This window comes from Streptomyces violaceusniger Tu 4113 (assembly GCF_000147815.2).
GTDB classification, from domain to species: domain Bacteria; phylum Actinomycetota; class Actinomycetes; order Streptomycetales; family Streptomycetaceae; genus Streptomyces; species Streptomyces violaceusniger_A.
Genome location: NC_015957.1, coordinates 6,414,314 through 6,433,709, shown reverse-complemented (window position 1 = coordinate 6,433,709; position 19,396 = coordinate 6,414,314). Strand labels below are relative to the sequence as shown.

20 protein-coding genes and 2 pseudogenes are annotated in these 19,396 nt (G+C 70.2%); 14 read left to right on the top strand and 8 right to left on the bottom strand.

Annotated features, from left to right (window positions below; all coding sequences use genetic code 11):
• Positions 1-8: 8 nt before the first annotated feature.
• From STRVI_RS26195 to STRVI_RS26180, 4 genes are all read right to left on the bottom strand, one after another.
• Positions 9-392 (bottom strand): VOC family protein, encoded by a 384-nt coding sequence (locus STRVI_RS26195; RefSeq protein ID WP_014058649.1) that lies wholly within the window; start codon positions 390-392, stop codon positions 9-11.
• Between the two features lie 87 nt (positions 393-479).
• Complete coding sequence (locus STRVI_RS26190; RefSeq protein ID WP_014058648.1) at positions 480-1,379, bottom strand: geranyl diphosphate 2-C-methyltransferase; 900 nt, start codon at positions 1,377-1,379, stop codon at positions 480-482.
• A gap of 17 nt (positions 1,380-1,396) precedes the next feature.
• Positions 1,397-2,695 carry a family 2 encapsulin nanocompartment cargo protein terpene cyclase gene (locus STRVI_RS26185; protein ID WP_014058647.1) on the bottom strand — a complete coding sequence of 433 codons (1,299 nt, stop codon included), beginning with the start codon at positions 2,693-2,695 and terminating at the stop codon, positions 1,397-1,399.
• A gap of 100 nt (positions 2,696-2,795) precedes the next feature.
• A complete protein-coding gene (locus tag STRVI_RS26180; protein ID WP_014058646.1) occupies positions 2,796-4,208 on the bottom strand; it encodes a family 2B encapsulin nanocompartment shell protein in 1,413 nt (470 codons plus the stop codon).
• A 536-nt stretch (positions 4,209-4,744) separates the two neighbouring features.
• On the opposite strand from STRVI_RS26180, the gene STRVI_RS26175 reads away from it, so the two are divergent.
• The 9 genes from STRVI_RS26175 to STRVI_RS26135 all read left to right on the top strand — a co-directional run bounded on the left by STRVI_RS26175 (position 4,745) and on the right by STRVI_RS26135 (position 12,855).
• Positions 4,745-5,191, top strand: a complete 447-nt coding sequence (locus tag STRVI_RS26175; RefSeq protein WP_251982939.1) for an Lrp/AsnC family transcriptional regulator — start codon at positions 4,745-4,747, stop codon at positions 5,189-5,191.
• Between the two features lie 132 nt (positions 5,192-5,323).
• Positions 5,324-6,025 (top strand): hypothetical protein, encoded by a 702-nt coding sequence (locus tag STRVI_RS26170; RefSeq protein WP_014058644.1) that lies wholly within the window; start codon positions 5,324-5,326, stop codon positions 6,023-6,025.
• A 340-nt stretch (positions 6,026-6,365) separates the two neighbouring features.
• Entirely contained in the window at positions 6,366-6,524 is a 159-nt protein-coding gene (locus STRVI_RS52910; RefSeq protein WP_014058643.1) for a hypothetical protein, read from the top strand.
• 232 nt (positions 6,525-6,756) lie between these two features.
• On the top strand, positions 6,757-8,052 hold the full coding sequence (locus STRVI_RS26160; protein ID WP_014058642.1) for a flavin-containing monooxygenase: 1,296 nt from the start codon (positions 6,757-6,759) through the stop codon (positions 8,050-8,052).
• Positions 8,053-8,062: 10 nt separating this feature from the next.
• Entirely contained in the window at positions 8,063-8,542 is a 480-nt protein-coding gene (locus tag STRVI_RS26155) for a RidA family protein (protein WP_014058641.1), read from the top strand.
• Positions 8,539-9,213 carry a DUF1028 domain-containing protein gene (locus STRVI_RS26150; protein ID WP_014058640.1) on the top strand — a complete coding sequence of 225 codons (675 nt, stop codon included), beginning with the start codon at positions 8,539-8,541 and terminating at the stop codon, positions 9,211-9,213. The genes STRVI_RS26155 and STRVI_RS26150 overlap by 4 nt, the downstream gene beginning before the upstream one ends.
• Positions 9,213-10,397 carry a M20 family metallopeptidase gene (locus STRVI_RS26145; RefSeq protein ID WP_014058639.1) on the top strand — a complete coding sequence of 395 codons (1,185 nt, stop codon included), beginning with the start codon at positions 9,213-9,215 and terminating at the stop codon, positions 10,395-10,397. Before STRVI_RS26150 ends, STRVI_RS26145 begins: the two co-directional genes overlap by 1 nt.
• Positions 10,398-10,496: 99 nt before the next feature.
• Positions 10,497-11,864, top strand: a complete 1,368-nt coding sequence (locus STRVI_RS26140; RefSeq protein ID WP_014058638.1) for an MFS transporter — start codon at positions 10,497-10,499, stop codon at positions 11,862-11,864.
• A 64-nt stretch (positions 11,865-11,928) separates the two neighbouring features.
• Complete coding sequence (locus tag STRVI_RS26135; RefSeq protein WP_014058637.1) at positions 11,929-12,855, top strand: LysR family transcriptional regulator; 927 nt, start codon at positions 11,929-11,931, stop codon at positions 12,853-12,855.
• 42 nt (positions 12,856-12,897) lie between these two features.
• Here STRVI_RS26135 and STRVI_RS26130 read toward each other — a convergent pair whose 3' ends face one another.
• Positions 12,898-13,809 (bottom strand): universal stress protein, encoded by a 912-nt coding sequence (locus STRVI_RS26130; RefSeq protein WP_014058636.1) that lies wholly within the window; start codon positions 13,807-13,809, stop codon positions 12,898-12,900.
• Between the two features lie 256 nt (positions 13,810-14,065).
• Positions 14,066-14,409, bottom strand: a pseudogene (locus STRVI_RS26125) (ACT domain-containing protein).
• A gap of 71 nt (positions 14,410-14,480) precedes the next feature.
• On the opposite strand from STRVI_RS26125, the gene STRVI_RS26120 reads away from it, so the two are divergent.
• The 3 genes and pseudogenes from STRVI_RS26120 to STRVI_RS54820 all read left to right on the top strand — a co-directional run.
• Positions 14,481-15,044, top strand: a complete 564-nt coding sequence (locus STRVI_RS26120) for a dihydrofolate reductase family protein (RefSeq protein WP_014058635.1) — start codon at positions 14,481-14,483, stop codon at positions 15,042-15,044.
• Positions 15,045-15,149: 105 nt separating this feature from the next.
• Positions 15,150-15,503 (top strand): VOC family protein, encoded by a 354-nt coding sequence (locus STRVI_RS26115; RefSeq protein ID WP_014058634.1) that lies wholly within the window; start codon positions 15,150-15,152, stop codon positions 15,501-15,503.
• A gap of 229 nt (positions 15,504-15,732) precedes the next feature.
• Positions 15,733-15,945 (top strand): annotated as a pseudogene (locus tag STRVI_RS54820) (DUF6355 family natural product biosynthesis protein); the annotation flags it as partial.
• Between the two features lie 210 nt (positions 15,946-16,155).
• On the opposite strand, the gene STRVI_RS26110 reads toward STRVI_RS54820, so the two are convergent.
• Positions 16,156-16,851 (bottom strand): alpha/beta hydrolase, encoded by a 696-nt coding sequence (locus STRVI_RS26110; RefSeq protein ID WP_014058633.1) that lies wholly within the window; start codon positions 16,849-16,851, stop codon positions 16,156-16,158.
• A 75-nt stretch (positions 16,852-16,926) separates the two neighbouring features.
• Between STRVI_RS26110 and STRVI_RS26105 the strand changes: the two genes are divergently transcribed.
• Positions 16,927-17,577, top strand: a complete 651-nt coding sequence (locus STRVI_RS26105) for a TetR/AcrR family transcriptional regulator (RefSeq protein ID WP_014058632.1) — start codon at positions 16,927-16,929, stop codon at positions 17,575-17,577.
• Positions 17,578-17,710: 133 nt separating this feature from the next.
• On the opposite strand, the gene STRVI_RS26100 is transcribed toward STRVI_RS26105, so the two are convergent.
• Positions 17,711-18,106: a hypothetical protein gene (locus STRVI_RS26100; protein WP_014058631.1), complete on the bottom strand. Its 396-nt coding sequence runs from the start codon at positions 18,104-18,106 to the stop codon at positions 17,711-17,713.
• Positions 18,107-18,360: 254 nt separating this feature from the next.
• Here STRVI_RS26100 and STRVI_RS26095 point away from each other — a divergent pair, with 254 nt between their 5' ends.
• Entirely contained in the window at positions 18,361-19,353 is a 993-nt protein-coding gene (locus tag STRVI_RS26095) for a helix-turn-helix domain-containing protein (RefSeq protein ID WP_014058630.1), read from the top strand.
• Positions 19,354-19,396: the final 43 nt, after the last annotated feature.

Genomic DNA, 19,396 nt, shown 5'->3' with positions numbered 1-19,396 from the left:
GCCCCTGGTCAGGGGTGTTGGAGCCGGGCGTGCAGGAGGCAGAACACGTTGCCTTCCGGGTCGGCCAGGACGTGCCAGTTCTCGGTGCCGGTCCGGCCGACGTCGGCGGGCCTGGCGCCGAGAGCGAGCAGCCGCTCCAGCTCGGCGTCCTGGTCGCGGTCGGTGGCGTTGACGTCGATGTGCAGGGGGAGCTTCCCGGTCCGCGGGTCGCTGCTGGGGCTGAGGACGAGGGTGGGCTGCAGACCGCCGAAACCGGTGTCGGGCGGCCCGATCTCGATGCTTCCGTCGTCCTCCCGGTCGAGCTCGACGTAGCCGAGGACCTCGCTCCAGAACGTGGCGAGCCGCTCGGCGTCGGCGCAATCGAGGACCAGTTCACTGATGCGGCACGCCATGCCCGTCAGTGTACGTAGCCAACCCGAGAGCCGGCCGGCAGCACGTCGCCCCGCCACATGGCGACGGGGCGATGTGTCAGGAGGTGGTCAGACGCGGTCGGCCGCGATCAGGAGGTACTGGAAGGAGCCGTCCTTGTAGGAGTTGATGAACGCCTCCTCAATGCCGGTGACCAGTGAGGACGTGGCCCGGAGCTCCCAGTACGGCAGGGTCGCGGCGGTGAGGTCGATGACGGCCTGCGGTACGAGGCGGTTGTCGGCCATGGCGCGCAGATACTCCCGGCGGGAGTGGATGTTGCACTCGAAGTGCGCGTTGATCTGGGAGACCCACTTCGAGGGCTGGCCGTAACGGGGGTTCCAGCAGCCGGTGATGGTCACGTAGCGACCGCCGGCCGCGAGGATGCGGGAGTGCTCGGCGAAAAGGTCGTGCAGGTCGACGTACATGCTCGACTCGTTGTTCCACGAGGCCGCGATCTGCCCGGTCCCGAAGGGCGTACCGAGCATGTTGCAGACGCGGGCGTGGACGTGGTCCTCGATGCCGAGCTCGCGGGCACGCTGGTTGGCGAAGTCCGCCTGCTTGGCCGACAGGGTGACGCCCTCGACCTTGCACCCGAAGCGCTGGTGGGCCATGACCATCGAGCCGCCACGGCCGCAGCCGGCGTCCACGAGCGTGTCGTCGCGCTCCATGGGGCCGAGGTGGTCCAGGAGGAGTTCGGCCTGCGCCGATTCCAGGCGGTGGAGTTCGGCGATCAGCTTCTTCTCGGATGCGCCGTCGTCGGCGTCGCCGAGGGCGGTGCGATCGACGGAGCCGATGCCGTAGTGATGGTGGTAAAGGCCGTCGACATCGCCGAGACGCAGGTTCACCGGCCTGGCCTCGCCGTCCCAGTAGCGGGCGATGTCCCCCTGGTAGGGCGTCACCGGGGCGGGGATGAACACGGAGGCGGCGCTGGTGGAGAGGGCGGCGTCGGTGGTGAGGTCGGTGCTGGTCACAGATAAGTCCATTCTTCTTACCAGAAGTCGGGCAGGCTGTAGCGATAGGTGTTGGTCTGGTGCCAGTAGTGGTTGCCGTCGACCCACGCGGCCACGCCCCGCAGAAAGCGCTGCACGCTCGGGACGGGGCAGGCGGCGGCCAGGGCCGCGGCCGCGGCTTCGAAGTCGTGCATGAGGTCGTTGTGGACGTCGACCGACTTCAGATAGGCCTCGCGGTCGGAGATGCCCGCACGTTCGGCGATCACCACGGGCAGGTTCAGGTGATGCCCGGGGGAGGCGAGTTCCTTGGTGTAGGAGTACAGGTCGTTCACGATGGTGGTGGCGTTCCCGGCGAGCGCGATGACGCGCTGCATGGCGGGCGTGGCGTGCAGGTCCGCCGGCAGCTCGTAGCCGCCGACGGTGTCCGTAATGGTGGGGCAGGGGCGGAAGTTGTTGAACTGGCGCATCGCCAGGTATTCCCACACCTCGGGCACGTGGTGCGTCTGGGCCCAGGCGGCCTCCGCGAGGTACCCCATGTGCAGACGGGCCATGTCGTGCCGGTACCGGTCCGCCTGGGAGGCGCCGGCCGCTTGGACGAAGTACTCCATGGCGGAGCGGTACGCGCGCCGGGGCGCGTCCGAATGGAGCGACTCCGCCCACCGCGGCTGGTACTCCTTCGTCGTGTGCAAGGGGTCGAGGGCGGTGTGCGCCAGCAGCAGCCGTCCGCCGAGGCCGATGGGCGATCCTCCGTGGTCCTCGCAGTAGCAGTCGTCCACCGCGTTCTCGGCGACCATCAGGCGCGTGGCGAGCATCAGATGGTCGACGGTGGGAGCGTCCGGATGGCAGGCGACCATATAGCGGCCCACGGAGAAGCCGTCGAACTGGTCTTCCCAGTCCTCCGGGTACAGATCGACCTCGTCCAGCGCCCAGGTCTTGATCCTGCGGCTGACCTCCGCCACCCGCACCGGGTCGGGCTCCGGCACCGGATGGTGGTAGAGGCCCGGAACCGGCGTGCCTTCCGCCGGAGCCGTGGGCGGCTCCACCTGCTCCACCGGCGCCGACGCGCCCTCACACCGGGCCAGGTGCAGGCCCACCGTGCCCAGGCCACTGGGGCCACGCAGGATCCGACCCAGGTCGGCGCCCGCTGTCCGCGCCCCGGTGGCAGGGGCGTCGGCGGGAGGCGGGGCGGGCAAGGACGGCGCGAGAGATCTGCCGCCACCGAAGGCGGCCCTGATGTCGCGGGCGCGGGCGGCGGCCTCAGCGAGGACAAACGCCCCGGAGGGGGAACCAGCCCCGGGCGGGCTCGGCTGCGGAGGGGAAGGTTCAGACGCGGGCATCCATAGCTCCTCGATGGGGTGGGTGGCTGTCCCGGATCACGGGCATGCTCGGGCGGCTCGGAGCGTCGGGCTCTCGTGGCCGCCGGGCAGGGCAGGACCTCTAGTCGCGGCTGCGGGCGATCTGCACGTTCTCCAACACACCGAGCGCATCCGGCACCAGGATGGCGGCGGAGTAGTACGTGGTGACGAGGTAGGAGATGATCGCCCTGTCGTCGATGCCCATGAAGCGCACCGACAGACCCGGTTCGTACTCCTCCGGCAGACCGGTATGGCGCAGACCGATGACGCCCTGGTTGTCCTCGCCGGTGCGCATGACGAGGACCGAGCTGGTGTTCTCCTTCGTGATGGGGATCTTGTTGCAGGGCAGGATCGGGACGCCGCGCCAGGCCGGGACCTGCTGCCCGCCCAGGTCTACGTGGGTCGGGTAGAGCCCGCGGGAGTTGAACTCCCGTCCGATCGCCGCGATCGTCCTGGGGTGCGCGAGGAAGAACGCGGAGCCGCGGCGGCGGCACAGCAGCTCGTCGAGGTCGTCCGGGGTGGGCGGGCCCGAGTGGGGCTGGATGCGCTGCTTGAAGTCGGCGTTGTGGAGCAGACCGAACTCCCGGTTGTTGATCAGCTCGTGCTCCTGGCGCTCACGCAGCGCCTCGATGGTGAGCCTGAGCTGCTCCTCGGTCTGGTCCATCGGCTCGTTGTAGAGGTCGGCGACCCGCGTGTGGATCCGCAGAATGGTCTGTGCGACGGAGAGTTCGTACTCGCGCGGCTTCAGTTCGTAGTCGACGAACGTGCCGGGCAGCGCGGGTTCGCCGGTGTGACCGGCCGCCATGGCGATCTCGGCCTCGCCGCGATGGTTCTGCGCATGGCCGCGCAGGGAACTGAACTCCCGGATGTGCGCCTGGAGGCTCGGCGCCGCGGACAGCACCGCGGCGAAGTCGGCGCGGGACAGGGTGAGCAGGGTGCCGGAGGTCTCGGCGGTGGCGGTGTAGTCCCACCGGGCCTCCGCGTTCAGCAGAGCGCCCTCACCAAAGCGGTCGCCATCGGCCAGTACGGCGACCGCGGTCTCGTCGCCGTACGGACCGACGGAGGTCCGGCTGACGCGGCCGTGGGCGATCAGGTGGAACTCCCCGGCGGGCCTGCCGCGCTCCACCAGCGTTTCGCCCGCGCGGAAGTCGCGCTGGACGCAGCGGTCGGCGATGGCGGTCAGCACCTCCACGTCCTCGAAGCCACGCAGCAAGGCCAGTTCGCCGAGTTCGCGGGGGATCACCCGGACGTCGGCACCGTCCTGGACGAACTCGACGCGCCCGTCGCCGACGGTGTAGCTCAGCCTGCGGTTCACCCGGTAGGTGCCGCCCTTGACCTCCACCCAGGGGAGTGACCGCAGCAGCCAGCGGGAGGTGATCCCCTGCATCTGCGGGGCGGACTTGGTCGTGGTGGCGAGGTTGCGGGCGGCCGCCGTGCCCAGGCTGGACTGCCGAGGTGGCTCCAGAGGCGCTTCCGAGCTGGTACCCACAGTCATCGGGCGAGCTCTCCTTCGTGAGGGCGATGGCTGGCGTGCGTGCGCGTCACCGGCAAAGAGGAAAGAAAGGGGCAAACATCCGGGAATCCGTCCAGACCCGGGGAACAGTAGCGGCCGGTGCACCCACTCGGCCTCGGAGAGCCGCTGGCATTAACTCGATAAGATGATCGTGCCCCGCCTGGGGTTTGCCCCGGTGGCCGACGGTATTCGGACGCGGTCACGGCACGTGGGCGTCGAGGCGGGCGTGAGCGTCGGCACGGGATGCGCCGCCATCGTGCGGGATCCTGCCCGCTTTCTCTCCCCGCCCCGGTAATCGGTCCACCCTGTCGTGGCTGGCTGTTTTCCACCGGGCGGGCAGCCGCTGGGATGAAGCTTCCCTGGACATGCGGGACGCCCGAAAACCGGTGCGGCGGTGCGCAGGCAAGACTGACCGCCCGCCCTACGTAAGCGTGGCCACGAACGGCCCGGGCCGGGCGATCCCCTCGCGGAGTTCGTCTGCCGACGCCGCGTACGAGAGGCGGACGTGGCTGTCCGCCGTGTGGACGCCGAAATCCCTGCCCGGAGTGAGGGCGGACGGCCGCCTGACGATCACCGAGCTGGCCGCCCGCGTGGGGCTGAGCGTTTCGCCCTGCCACCGTCGCTTGCGGGACCTCGAACGCGAGGGCGCCATCCGCGGCTACCGCGCCGTCGTCGACCCGACCGCCGTCGGCCTGGACTTCGAGGCCGTGGTCTTCGCCACCCTGCGCTGGGAGGACGCCGACACCGTCACCACCTTCGAGGAGGCCGTGGCCGCCATCCCGCACGTCATCCAGGCCCAGCGGCTCTTCGGCGAACCCGACTACCTGCTGCGCGTCGCCACCACCGACCTGTCCGCCTACCAGCAGCTCTACGACCAGCGGCTGGCCAAACTCCCGGGCGTCCAGCGCCTGAACTCCACCCTCGTCATGAAGAACGTCGTCCACGACCGCCCCCTGCCCCAGTAGCCGCTTGTCCCCGAAGCCCGTTGCCAGGACAGGACAGGACAGGACAGGACAGGACGCGGCAGGACAGGGTCACAGCACACCAACTGGCCCTAAAATGTGTTGGCTTGGGGCCAACGGGGGAGGGTGACGAGCGTGGAGTTGGCACCGAAGCTAGTTGTGATCGCCGCCTTGCTCTGCTGGTTGATCTACGCCCTGTTCGTATGGATCCGCGGAATCGTGCATCGGCGGCGGCTGCCGGAGCCGTCGGTCACCCCGGGCCAGTTGGAGACGTATCAGGGGCAGGCATTCCGCGAGATCTGCCGGCGGGCGGCGAACCCGGGTCGGCGCGTGATGATGACCGACTACTTCGCCCAGCGAGGATGGAATCGGGCGGACGCCATGCGCATCCTGGCCGAGCCGCTCAAGCACAAGCTGATCGATGTGGAGGGTTGGCGGTTCGGCAGTTACAGCGTGACGCACAAGGGCTGGACCGAGTACGAGGGCAAGTTCATCTGGACGGGAGGCGAAGGGGTGAACATCTCCACTGGACCGGGCGGCTTCGTCGTGGCGAACGTCAACAGCCATCATTCGGTGGTCCACGGCGGCTATGGCAACCGGGCGAACGCGCCTGACATCCCCCATCAGCAACTGATCGACGCCCTGCGTGCGGACGCGGACACCGCGACGTCCGATGAGGCGGTAAGGGCGCGGGAGTACGCCGACGACCTGGCCGCGGCGGTCGACGCGCAGGATGCCGACAGGACGGCTCGCATCCTCGGAAGGATCAACGCCCTCCTGTCCACCGCCACGGCTGCCTTCACCCTGGCCCGCGGACTCCTGCCACCCGGCGCGTAGCGCAACGGTTCTGGACCAGCGTCGAGGTGTTCCCGCCGTCGGCCGCGCCGCCTGCCGGCAGCAGTTCCGCCAGGGCCGTCCGCTCATGCCGCACCGAGCGCCCCGTGCGGCTGGTGGTGAGGAGAACGGCGGCGCGCAGGGCCGAGGCATGGGCGGAGGCCGTCGCGGCGCTGACGCCGATACGGCGGGCCGGCCCCGTGGTCGTACGGGCTTCGTCCAAGGAGCGCAGCAGGGCGAGCCGGGTGCGCCGGAGGACTCCCGCGAGGCGCTCGTCCGGCGCGTCGCTCCCATCCGGGAGTAGCGGCAGCTCCCGGCCCGCCGGCTAGGCGAACGGCACCGGATGGTCCGGCAGGTCCTGGATGAGCGGGCCGCTGTGCTGCCCAGGGGCCGCGCCTACACCACGGCGCAGCTCAACCTGCGCATGGTGCGCCCGGTCTTCGCCCCCACGCGCGCGATCCTCACACCCTCGAACAGGAGCCCGGAGCACAGCGCCTCCTGAACCGCCCCGGGCCCGTCGGCGCGCGCGAGGAAGTGCTGGCCAAGTACCGCGCCCATCTGCTCGGCCGACCGGCACCACTCGCAGGTGTCCAAATCTGAAAATCAGATCGCCTACAGCGGAAACATCTGTTGGACAGCACTACGGCCATGCCCAAGGATCCCTCGTGCGGTAGCACCCACAGCACAGTCGACGCGACACCGGGATGCGCTACCGCCTGAGTGGAGGCTGAAAGTTGAGTGAAGAGACTGAGGTAGTCGTCGTCGGCGCGGGCCAGGCGGGCGTGGCGATGAGCGAGCACCTGGGAGCCCACGGTGTGCCGCATATCGTCCTGGAGCGGCACCGTATCGCCGAGCGGTGGCGCTCGGAGCGGTGGGATTCACTGGTGGCGAACGGGCCCGCGTGGCACGACCGGTTCCCGGGGCTGGAGTTCTCCGATGTCGACCCCGACGTCCACCCCGATGCCTTCGCCTCGAAGGAGCAGATCGCCGACTACTTCGTCACCTACGCCGAGAAGATAGGCGCCCCGATCCGGTGCGGTGTCGAGGTGACCTCGGTACGGAAGCGGACCGGACGGCCCGGCTTCCGAGTCGAGACCTCGCGGGGCCCCATCGACGCGCGCTTCGTCGTGGCCGCGACCGGGCCGTTCCAGCGGCCCGTGATCCCGCCCATCGTCCCGGACGGCGCCGTCCCCGTGCAGCTCCACTCCAGCGGGTACCGTAATCCGGAGCGGCTCCCCGAGGGCGCGGTGCTCGTGGTCGGGGCCGGCTCCTCGGGGGTCCAGATCGCCGATGAGCTGCGCCGGTCCGGCCGCCGGGTCTTCCTCTCCGTCGGTCCGCACGACCGTCCCGCCCGCCAGTACCGCGGACGTGACTTCTGCTGGTGGCTCGGTGTGCTCGGGCGGTGGGACGCGGAGACGCCTCCGCAGGGTGCCGAACACGTCACCATCGCGGTGAGCGGCGCCCGCGGCGGCCACACCGTGGACTTCCGTGCCCTGGCCGCCGACGGCGTCGAGCTCGTCGGCCTGACCGCGTCCTACGACGACGGTGTGCTGCGCTTCGCGCCGGATCTCGCCACGAACGTCGCGCTCGGCGACGCGAAGTACCTCGAACTCCTCCGGGCGGCCGACGCGTATGTCGAGCGCAATGGGCTCGACCTCCCCGAGGAGCCGCAGGCCCACGACCTCGGGCCGGACCCGGAAGGCATGGCCGACCCCCGGCTGGAACTCGACCTGGCCGCGGCCGGTGTCACCTCGATCGTCTGGGCGACGGGCTTTGCCACCGACTACGGCTGGCTCGAGGTCGACGCGTTCGACGAGCACGGCCGGCCCGACCAGCGGCGCGGTGTGTCCTCCGAGCCCGGCGTGTACTTCCTGGGCCTGCCCTGGCTGTCCCGCCGCGGATCGAGCTTCATCTGGGGCGTCTGGCACGACGCCGGATACGTCGCCGATCACATCACGACCCAGCGGGGCTATCTCGCGTACGGCACCACCGACCGGCCCGGCGCCGCGCCGGCGGCCTGGAAGAACTGAGGAGCAGAGGATGACCTCCACGAGCGAAGGCCGCCGGGCGAACGCCGTCAAGGCACCGGTCGTTGCCGGCGGGCACACCCGGATCCGTCCGTTCAACGCCCGCGACACCTATCCCGAGCAGAACCTCGACAACGACCTCTGCCAGGCGGTAGTCGCCGGCGACACCGTGTACGTCCGGGGCCAGATCGGCCAGGACCTCGACACCAGCGAGTCCGTGGGCATCGGCGACGCCGAGGCGCAGGCCGAACAGGCCATGGCGAACATCAAGATGCTGCTCGAAGAGGCGGGCAGCCGGATGGAGCACCTGGTCAAGCTGACCATCTATCTGATCGACCCGCGCTACCGCGAGGCGGTGTACCGCACCGTGGGCCGCTGGACCAAGGGCGTCCACCCCATCTCCACCGGCCTGGTGGTGTCGGCCCTGGCCCGTCCGGAGTGGCTGTGCGAGATCGACGCCGTCGCCGTGATCCCCGAGGAGGCGCGGGCATGACATTCTCCCTGGTGGTCCGCGACGGCGAGCGGTTCGCCATCGCGGTCAGCTCGTCGAGTCCGGCGGTCGCCGCCCGGGTCGCCCATCTGCGGCCCGGGGTCGGCGCGGCGGCGTCCCAGAACGTCACCGATCCCACGCTCGGCACCAGCCTGCTGGCGGAACTGGCCGACCACGGTGACGCGGAACGCGCCCTGGCCGGTGTCACCGGCGCGGCGCGGAACGCGAAGTCCATCGCCCACCGCCAGTTGACCGTGCTGGGCCGCTCGGGGCCCGGCTTCGTCTACAGCGGCGCGCACACCCTGGGCAAGCACGCCTCGGCCACCGCCGAGGGCGCGGTGGCGGCCGGCAACATGCTGCGCGGCGAGCACATCCCCGGCGTTCTCCTCGACGCGTACTCCGCCGCCCCGGGGGAGCTGGAGGAGCGGCTGGTCACCGCCCTGAAGGCCGCGGTCGAGGCCGGTGGCGAGGAGGGGCCGGTGCACTCCGCGGGCCTCGCGGTCGTCGCGGACGTGGACTGGCGGGTGACCGACCTGCGGGTGGACTGGGCCGACGACCCCGTCGACCGGCTCGCCGAACTCCTCGCCGTCTGGCTGCCGCAGCGGGACGACTACGTGTGCCGTGGACTCGACCCCGCCTCCGCCCCCTCCTACGGCGTCCCGGGCGACCGGTGATGGGGACGATGGGGACCACGGGGACGCCGGGGACGTTGGGCACGTTCAAAGAGGCCGCCCGGCGCGAGGTCGACCGGCACGCCGAAGAGCTGATCCGGCTGTCCGAGCGGCTGCACGCCGACCCGGAGACGGCCTGGGAGGAACACCGGGCGGCGGCCGCCGTACCCGAGCCGCTGGACCGCGCCGGATTCGACATCACCACGTCCTACCTGGGCCTGGAGACCGCCTTCCACGCCCGGTTCGGCAGCGGGCCGGTCCGGATCGCGCTGTGCGCCGAGTACGACGCGCTGCCCGGCCTCGGCCACGCGTGCGGGCACAACCTCATCGCGGCGAGCTCGGTCGGCGCCGCGCTCGGCCTCGCCGCCGTCGCCGACGACGCCGGGCTCACCGTCGAGGTCTACGGCACCCCGGCGGAGGAGGGCGGCGGCGGCAAGATCGAGATGCTCGACCGGGGCGCCTTCGCCGGGGTGGACCTGGCGATGATGGTGCACCCGGCGCCGGTCGACGTAGCCGAGGCCCGTCCGTTCGCGGTCAGCCACTCCAAGATCTCCTACACCGGTAGATCCGCACACGCCGCGGCCTACCCCGAGGCCGGGATCAACGCGGCCGACGCCTTCACCGTGGCCCAGGTCGCGACCGGGCTGCTCCGCCAGCAACTGCCCACCTCCGCCCGGGTGCATGGCGTGGTGACCCACGCCGGGGACGCCCCGAACGCCATCCCGGACCGGGCCACCGGCCGCTGGTACGTCAGGGCGGAGACCCTCGCCGAACTGGCCGAGCTGGAACCACGGGTCATGCGTGCCTTCGAGGCGGGTGCCCTCGCCACCGGGTGCGAGCTGGAGATCGAGCCGGAGAGCAAGCCGTACGCGGAGTTCCGCACGGACGAGACCGCTCTTGCCCACTACCGCGCGAACGCCCTCGCCCTGGGACGGGAGTTCGCGCCGCCGGGACAGGCCGCCCGGATGAACCGCGCCTCCACCGACATGGGCAACGTCTCGCAGACGGTGCCCGCCATCCACCCGTACATCGGTATCGGCTCGCTGCCCGCCACCAACCACCAGCACGAGTTCGCCGCGTACTGCGTGGGCGCAAACGCCCAACGGGCCCTGCTCGACGGGGCGGTGGCGCTGGCCTGGACCGGTGTGGACCGGAGCCTGAGCCGATACGCGAGCGCGGACTCCTGACCGAGGCGGCCCCCGCACAGGCTCCTGACCGAGGCGGCCCCCGCACACGGCACCCGCACAGCTCCGGCTTCTTCCACCCCATCCCTAAAGGAGGCGCGCATGCCCACCACTCACACCGACGTCACCACGGCCGAGGTCGAGGTGGCCACCGACGTCGTCGCACTGCGCAGAAGCGTTGCCGCGGGAGCCGTCGGCGTGTTCGTCCACTGGTTCGACTGGGCCGCCTACGCCTATCTCGCCGGCACCGTCGCGACCGTGTTCTTCCCGGACGAGAACAGCACCACCGGACTGCTCGCGGTGTTCGGCGTGTTCGCCGTGTCCTTCGGCATCCGGCCCATCGGCGCCCTGGTGTTCGGACCGCTCGGCGACCGGATCGGCCGCAAGCGCACGCTGTCGCTGGTCATCTTCATGATGTCCGGCGCGACCCTGACGATCGGTCTGCTGCCCGGCTACGCGGCGATCGGGGTCGCCGCCCCGGTGCTCCTGGTGATCCTGCGCCTGATCCAGGGATTCGCGGCGGGCGGCGAGTTCGGCAGCGCGGCGAGCTTCCTCGCCGAGAGCGCCCCCCGGCGCCGTCGCGGATTCGGGGTGAGCTGGCTGGAGGTCGGCTCCCTGCTGGGCTTCCTCGCCGGTTCGTTCGTCTATCTGCTGCTGTCGACGGGGCTCGACGAGGACCAGCTCACTGCCTGGGGCTGGCGCGTCCCCTTCCTCATCTCCGCGCCGCTCGGCGTCATCGGCTTCATCATCCGCAACAAGATCGAGGACACCCCCGAGTACCGGACGCTCGAAGCCAACGACACCGTGCCGTGCACCCCCGTACGGGAGTTGCTCCGCCGCCACAAGCGGCATCTGTTCCAGGCCGCGGGTCTGATGGCCGCCATGCACGTGCCCTTCTACCTGGTGCTGACGTACCTGGTCACCTACGAGACCGACCACCTGGGACACTCGGCCGGCAGCGCCGCCCTGCTGTCCACGGCGATCTCACTGCTGGGGCTGGTGCTGGTCCCGGTGTTCGGGCTGCTGTCCGACCGCGTGGGACGCAAACCGGTCTTCGTCGGGGCCACCGCGGGCCTCCTGGTCCTCTCCACTCCAGCGTTCCTCCTCATGCGGACCGGGCTCGCCGGGACCTGGATCGCCGGTTTGCTGCTCGGCGTGATCCTCGCCGCGATCCTCGGCACCTACGCGGTGTGGTCGGCGGAGATCTTCCCCACCCGCATCCGCCAGAGCGGCCTGTCCATCGCCTACAACCTCACCGCCGCCCTGTTCGCCGGCACGGTGCCGTACCTGATGACCGTGCTCATCTCGGCGACCGGCAGCACCCTGCTGCCCGGCCCCTACCTGATGGTGTTCGCCGTCGGCGGTCTCATCGCCGCCCTGTCCCTCAAGGAGACCGCCGGTTCCGCCCTGCTGCGCCCCGAGGACGTCTCGGACGCGCCCGCGGAGGTCCACCAGGCACCGCCCGCATAGGGTCCGGCCGCCGCATAGGGTCGGCATCGGCACGGACACCGATCACCAGGCGCGAGGGTCACGCATGACGTCACCGGTGGGTTTCACCCTCCTCCAGCTCCGCTACTTCCTCGTCGCCGCCGAGCGCGGTTCGATGACGGAGGCGTCGGGGGCGCTCCACATCGCACAGTCCGCCGTGTCCGCGGCCATCCACAACCTGGAGCGCGACCTGCGGGTGCAGTTGTTCATCCGCCGCAGGGGCCGGGGACTGACCCTGACGCCCGCGGGGGAGAGGCTTCAGCAGCAGGCGCGGGAGCTGCTGGCCCGTGCGCGCGAGATCGAGCGGGAGGCCCGGGGAGACGGCGAGACGATCTCCGGGCCGGTGGCCGTCGGCTGCTTCGTGACGCTGGCCCCGTACTATCTGCCGCCCCTGTTCAGCGAATGCACCGACCGCTACCCGGGCATCGAGATCGACGTGGTGGAGGGAGAGACGGACCAGCTCGTCCAGGCCCTGGGCGCGGGGCGCATCGACTTCGCCCTCACCTACGACCTCGGGCTGACGGCCGAGATGGACCTGCGCAGCGAGACGATCGCGCGGGCCCCGGCCTATGTCATCGTCGCGGCCGACCACCCGCTGGCCCGGCAGGGCTCCGTGGAGCTGGCCGAACTCTCCGCGGAACCCCTCGTCCTGCTCGACCTGCCCCACAGCCGTGACTACTTCCGCTCGCTGGTCGCCGCCACCGGCACCGCGCCCGATGTCCGCTACCGCACCCGGAGCTATGAAACCGTACGTTCCCTGGTGGCCCGGGGGCTCGGATACTCCGTGCTGAACCAGCGGCCGGCGACCGGCCAGACCTACGGCGGCGGCGAGATCGCCGAACTGGAGCTGCGGGACGGAAGCCCCCCGCTCGAAGTCCAGATTGCCTCGGTGAAGGGCATGACCCAGACCGCCCGCGCCCGGGCGGTGATGGAGTTGCTGCGGGAGATCGCGCCCCGCCCCGCCGGGGCCTGAGGAACACGGAACCGGACCGGGCCTCTGGGGCCGGGTCGGTGGTCAGGCGCTCGGGACGGTGATGACCGGACAGCGTGCGTGCTGCGTCACGCCCTGGCTGACGGAGCCCAGCAGCAGGCCGGTGAAACCGCCGTGTCCGCGTGTGCCCACGACCAGGCCGAGGGCGTGTTCGGAGGCCTCGGTCAGGACCTGCACCGGGTGGCCCGGCACGACCTCCTGGCGCAGTTCCACCTCCGGATGGTCGGCGGTACGCCCGGCGACGGTCTCCGACAGCAGCCGACGGCACTCCTGGACGGCGGCCTCCTCGTCCGGGGTTCCGAACCGTGGAGGTTGCCACACGTAGAGGGCGCGCAGGGCCGAGCCGTGCAAGGCGGCCTCGTCGAAGGCGAAGTCGACGGCGGCCGCGGAATGACGGCTGCCGTCGACCCCGACCACGAAATGCCGCTGCCGCTCGGGGACGTGCTCCGGCTCGGGGGCGTGTTCCGTCTCGGGGACCTGCTCCGGTTCCGGCACGACCACCACGGGGCAGGGCGCGTGGGCGATGAGCGGCAGGGCGACGGCGGCGGAGGTGAAGACCTCCTGAAGAGCGCTCAGACGCCAGGACCCGACCACCACCACCGTGGCGTTCCGCGCCTGCTCACGCAGCACCCACGCCGGATGCCCCTCGGCCAGCAGCCCGGATACCCGCACCTGCGGATGCCGGGACTCGACGAAGGCCACCGCCTCCTTCAGCATGCGATCCCCCGACGTGTGCAGCGACTCGTTCCACTCCTCCCAGGACGGCCGCCCGCCCGTCGGCCGGTACCCGGGGGTCGGCACGTTCTGCGCGAGGACCAGCAGCAGCGGCAGGCGGCGCCGGTCCGCCTCGTCGGCGGCCCAGCCGAGTGCCGCGCGTCTGCCCGGATCGGGGTCAAGGCCGACCACGATCGGTTCATCTCCGTGTGCGTGCGCCATCGCCGACCTCCTATGGCTCCTCCGACCGGCACATCGCGCCGGAGCGTCCCCCGGCGTCCACGCCCCTCGGCCGCACGGCCTCGGCCCGGGTCGCGGCCGTTGCTTCCAGTGGGCTCAACCAGTCATGGCCTGTCACCTCGCGAAAATGACGGCAGTCGGCCACTTCCATGCTGCGCGCACCCACGCCACCCTGCGAATCGGAGAATCGGACACCGAACGCTCGCAGCGGGGCCGGCTGTGGCCGCCGCGCGGCAGCTCAGGCGGAGCGCCGCGCCAGACCCTCCAGGACGGCCACCGCCCGATCGGCGTGCTCGTACGGGACGAACAGGTGGTCGTGGTGGAACGCGGCGACGACGTTGCAGCTCAGCCGGCGTCGGCGAGCTCCCGGGAGGCCGCGGCAGTCAGCCCGACCGCCTCGAGCGCGGAATGGATACGCAAAGTGATCCAGCCGGCCACATAGTCGTATGCCAGCCCGGCCGCACCCGCCTCTTCACGAGGGATTACCAGGGTCAAGCCCTCATCCTCGGCGACTGTGACCACAGGGGTGACGCCGGAGGGGATACCACCCTCGGCCGGCTGCCCCGGCTCGGCCCAGGGGATCCCGCGAGTCGCGATGAGTCCTGCGGCGTTCGGCGGTCGTACTGTCGAACCCGTATCGAGGAGGACTTCTGATGCGCAGCGTGACCTATTCGATGGCCGTCTCACTTGACGGCTACATCGTCGGGCCGGACGGCGGCTTCGACTGGACGGCGCCCAGCGAGGACGTCTTTCGTTTCTCCATCGACGAGATCCGCGAGGTCGGCGTCCACCTGATGGGACGCCGACTGTACGAGACGATGCTGTACTGGGAGACCGCCGACCAGGATCCATCGCTCGACGACGACATGCTCGAGTGGGCCGCGCTCTGGAAGCCGCTCCCCAAGGTGGTGTTCTCCACCACGCTGTCGGCGGTGCAGGGCCATGCCCGCCTGGTCTCCGGCGGCCTGGCGGAGGAGATCGAGCGGTTGCGAGCCGAGCCGGGGGAGGGCGATATCGCGATCGGCGGCGCGGCTCTCGCCGCCGAGGCGGCCGCGTTGGGGCTGATCGACGAGTACCGGGCCAGGGTCTGCCCGGTGCTGGTCGGCGGTGGCATTCCGTTCTTTCCCCAGCGCGAGCGCCGGGTGGATCTCGAACTCGTGGAGACCCGCACCTTCAGCTCGAGAGTCGTCTACCTCCGCTACCGGGTGGCTCGCTAGCCGGTTCGTCCGCCGAATCTGGAAATGATCGTCGCTGAGCAGACGTCAGTGGGCCCTCTTCATGCGTGCCTGTTTTCGAAGCCCTGGCAGGTCTAGGCTTGGCTGATGACCTTGGAATGGCGAAATGTAATCGTTCACTCCGCAGATCCGATGGCCCTGGGGCAGTGGTGGGCCGAGGCTCTTGATTGGGTTGTGGTCCACTCCTCTGATGTGGAGTTCGCGATCCGCCCGGAGCCGGATCGCGTGCCGGGCTTGGAGTTCGTCCTGCTTGATGAGCCCAAGAAGGCCAAGAGCCGACTGCATCTCGACTTCGTGCCTGATGACCAGGACGCCGAGGTGGCTCGCCTCGAGGCTCATGGCGCACAGCGTGTCGATATTGGTCAGGGTGACCAGTCGTGGGTTGTCATGGCAGACCCCGAAGGCAATGAGTTCTGTGTCCTCGGCCGGCGGCGTGAGTAAGTAACTGAGCGTCGGCTCCGTCAGCGTGCCGGCGGAGCCGACGCTCAGGTGCCCGTGCGGCGATCGCAGCGCCCGAAGGCCGTGGGAATGAATGAGAGTCCGCTCCCACCGGGGCTCCGCGTATGGCGTGTTGGGTTCAGTCGGTGATGAACCAATCGTTCTTGAGGTACGGAGAAGGCGGCGGAGGCCCCGACCGCTTCGGCCGCCATCTCGATCTTGTCGGGCGTGACTGACAGCAGCCCAGCCCGCCGCTGCGGCAGCCGACCCGTGCGGCTTCTTCGCACGGACCGGAACCGCCTACTACAACCACCGCGCCGGGGACACCGGCACCTGGGTCGAGATCCGGATCGACATCCCCAACTGGCCCGACGACTACCGGTGTGTGGGCCCCGGCACGACCAAGCTCGGATCCACGCTGTCGATCCGCAACGCCTGGTGCAACGGCCGGCGTTGCCCCGTCGGCGGGGACTGGCCCAGCGCCTCACGGTCGGTACGAACACGAGGCAGCCCCGCCTCCCCTGGGTTGGGGGACGGGGCTGCTCGACGTCCTGCCCGTTGTAGGCCGGGCAGGCAGTCGACAGCAGTTCTTCCTCGGCACGCACGACGTCCTTCTGACCCTCGGAGCGCCGGCCCGGTTCGTCCGCGGCTGCCGTCACAGGCTCAGCAGCAGGTCCCGGACCGCTTCAGGCTGGGACAGGAACGGGTGGTGGCCGGCCTCGAGTTCGACGACGCTGTCGGCCCGGCGGGCGAACTCCCGCTGCAGCCGCGGCGGGGTGCCCCGGTCCTGGGCGCAGACGAGGTACGTCGAGGGCAACTGCTGCCATGCGGCCGCCCCGACCGGCTGCCCGGTCACCCGCACGCTCTGCCGGGCGAGGTGGGCCGCCGCCTGCGCCCGGATCTCCGGGTCGCAGTCCTGCAGGAACGTGTCCACGAGCAGTTCGGGGCGGACTCCGAACGTGCCGGCGTCGGGGTCGACGTCGAGGAACGGGGCGGGGCCGCCGTCCCCGAAATCCGACAGGCTCTGCCCCACCTCGGGCAGGTAGCTGGAGACCAGCAGCAGGTGGCGCACCGCCCCGACTCCCGCGGCGGCTTCCGCGGTGACGATGCCCCCGTAGCTGTGGCCGACCACGACGGTCGGCTCGTCGCCGGCCTGCAGCACCTGCCGCACCGCGGCGACATCCTCCGGCAGCCCCGGACCGCCGACACCGCCGGGCAGGCCCGCCTCGCCGCAGCTCGGCAGCGCCGGTGCCACGCTCGACACCCCCCGCTCCTGCAGCAGCTCGGCGGTGCGGTGCCACCACCACGACCCGTCCCGCACGCACGCCCCATGCACGAACACCACTCTCATCGCCATCTCCACGTCGGCCTCGACTGCCCCCTGCCGAATATAGACGTAGTAGCCGTTACGTGAAAAAGTAGAACCGTGGGTAGACGACCGCAACCGCAGATCAAGGAGAGGCTGCTCGACGCCTGCGCCGATCACGCCCTCGCGCACGGCCTCCCCGACCGGCTCGAGCCGCTGGCCACCGCCACCGGCACCTCAGCCCGCATGCTGATCTATCACTTCGGCACCCGCGACGCCCTGCTGCGGGCCGTTCTCGGGCGTGCGCGGCAACGTCAGCTCGACACATTCGGCGACCTGCTGCGGGCGCGACCCGACGAGCCGTACACGGCCACCCTGAACCGCGCCTGGATCTCCATCACCGGCCCGGACGGGCAGCCCTACCTGCGGATGTTCGGTCAGCTGCGCGAGAGCGCGGAGCAGCAGTTGTGGCCCAACTTCCGGCGCACCGCGACGACCGACTGGCTCGGGCCGCTCGAGGACGGCCTGCGCAGCATCGGCCGGCCGGATCTCGCGACGCTCGTTCTCGCCGTCATCCGTGGTCTCCTCATGGACCTCGACGCCACCGGCGACACCACCCGCACCGATCGGGCCTTCCGCGACTTCCGCGCCTTCCTCGACTTCCTCGAAGCAGTCGAGCACCCGTCCAGCGGCCACCGCTCAACCGCTGGCCGTTCCCAGGAACACGTCAGCGGCGATAGGACCAGCACCGACACGGCGTCGGGCACATAGCGCTGCGTCGCCCACCTGTCTCCGAAGGCCAAGACGGGCTTTGCGCGGAAGCCGACCCCTGCCGCCGACGATCACCCGCAGGAACGCCCGGGCCTCCTCCGACTGCGGTGTGGTCTCCGGGCATACCGTGGCGTCAGCTTCCCCAGGTGCGGTACCAGGATGCCTTCGAGCAGCCCTTGACGGTGTCGCAGACTTCGAAGTAGATGTACGCGGGCTTGCCGTTGATCGACTCGTAGAGGTTGTGGGAGACCGTCTGGTGCCCGTCCACGACGTGTCCGACCCTCTTCCATGAGTCGTTCACGCCCTTGTAGTTGTAGGCGACCCACGTCGCGCTCGCATCGTGGACGTTGTCCCAGATCTCGAACTGGTCTCCGTGCGGGTGGAATACCACCCCCGCCGAGTTGCCCGACGTCCGGGCCCAGTTCTGGTTGGGGTAGCCGGCGGCGCCGGCGGCCGGAGCGAGCGCGAGGGCGCTGCCGAGCAGGGTCGCGGAGAGAGCGGTAGTGATGAGGTGCTTCCGGGTGTTCACGGGTCCCCCTGTCAGTCTGTGCACTAGCCATGTCTGGTGACGGCGCGCGGTAGGCGGCCGGTCGGGCGTGCGGCTTCAGCGTGCCGTCACCGTGAGGCCCCTGTCCTGAGCAGTCAGCGCATTCGACTTGGCGTGCAGCGCACTTCCTTTACTTCTGCGCCGCGGCGAAGCTGGTATGCGCTGCGGAAATCCCGCGGCTCGAGGCGCGCTCTATCCAACGCATCCGCAGCAAGCGGAACATGCCGGGGAACGTCATGCTGACCACTGTGCTGAACACCGCCCACCTGCCACCCGCCGACCGAGAGATGGCCTGGGCGGAGACGACGGGGCAGGCCCTGATGGCCACCCGCATCAGCTTCCTGGAGCCCGACCGGATCGAAGCCCGGATCCAGACCATGCCCCTTGGGCCGGTTCAGCTGACGGTGATGTCCTACACACCGCTGTCATCCCGGCGCACGCCCCGGCTCATACGGCAGTCCGATCCGGAGATGTACCAGATCGCGCTGACCATCGCGGGACAGCAGAGCATCGAACAGGCCCGGATGTACGCGTCGATTGGTCCCGGTGACCTGCTTCTGTACGACAGCTCGCGGCCGTTCACCGCCATTGCGGGCCCGAATCCCCCAGGAGCCCGGGCGATGCTGTTGCAGTTCCCCCGGCGCCTCCTGCCACTGCCGGAGAAGGCCGTGGCTCCGCTGTGTGGAACGGTGCTTCCCGGACGAGCGGGTGTCGGGCGGCTCCTGTGCCAGATGCTGACCGGCCTCGCCGATACGCACGCCGATCTCACCTCCGCTGACAGCACCCGGCTGGGCACCACCGCGGTCGATCTCGCGGCGGCCCTGCTCGCTCACCACACCGACCGGCAGACCCTGATTCCAGCCGGGTCACGGCAGCGTGCACTGTTCGAGCAGATCAGTTCCTACATCACCACCCACCTGCACGATCCCGGCCTCACGCCAGGCGCCATAGCCGCGACACACTTCATTTCCACGCGCTACCTGCACCGCATCTTCCAACAGCACGGTGCCACGGTCGGCGACGTCATCCGGCAGCAGCGCCTCGCCCGCTGCCGACGGGACCTGGCCGACCCTTCCCAGCACAGCGTCCCCATCGCCGCCATCGCCATGCGCTGGGGATACCCCAGGCCATCCGACTTCACCCGCGCCTTCCGCGCCGCTAGCGGCATGACTCCGAGCGAGTACCGCTCCGCCGGCGGCGAAGCCGAATCATCAAGATCGACATCGTAAAACTTAATTTATTCGGATTGACTCCTTAAAAATTTCAAGGTAG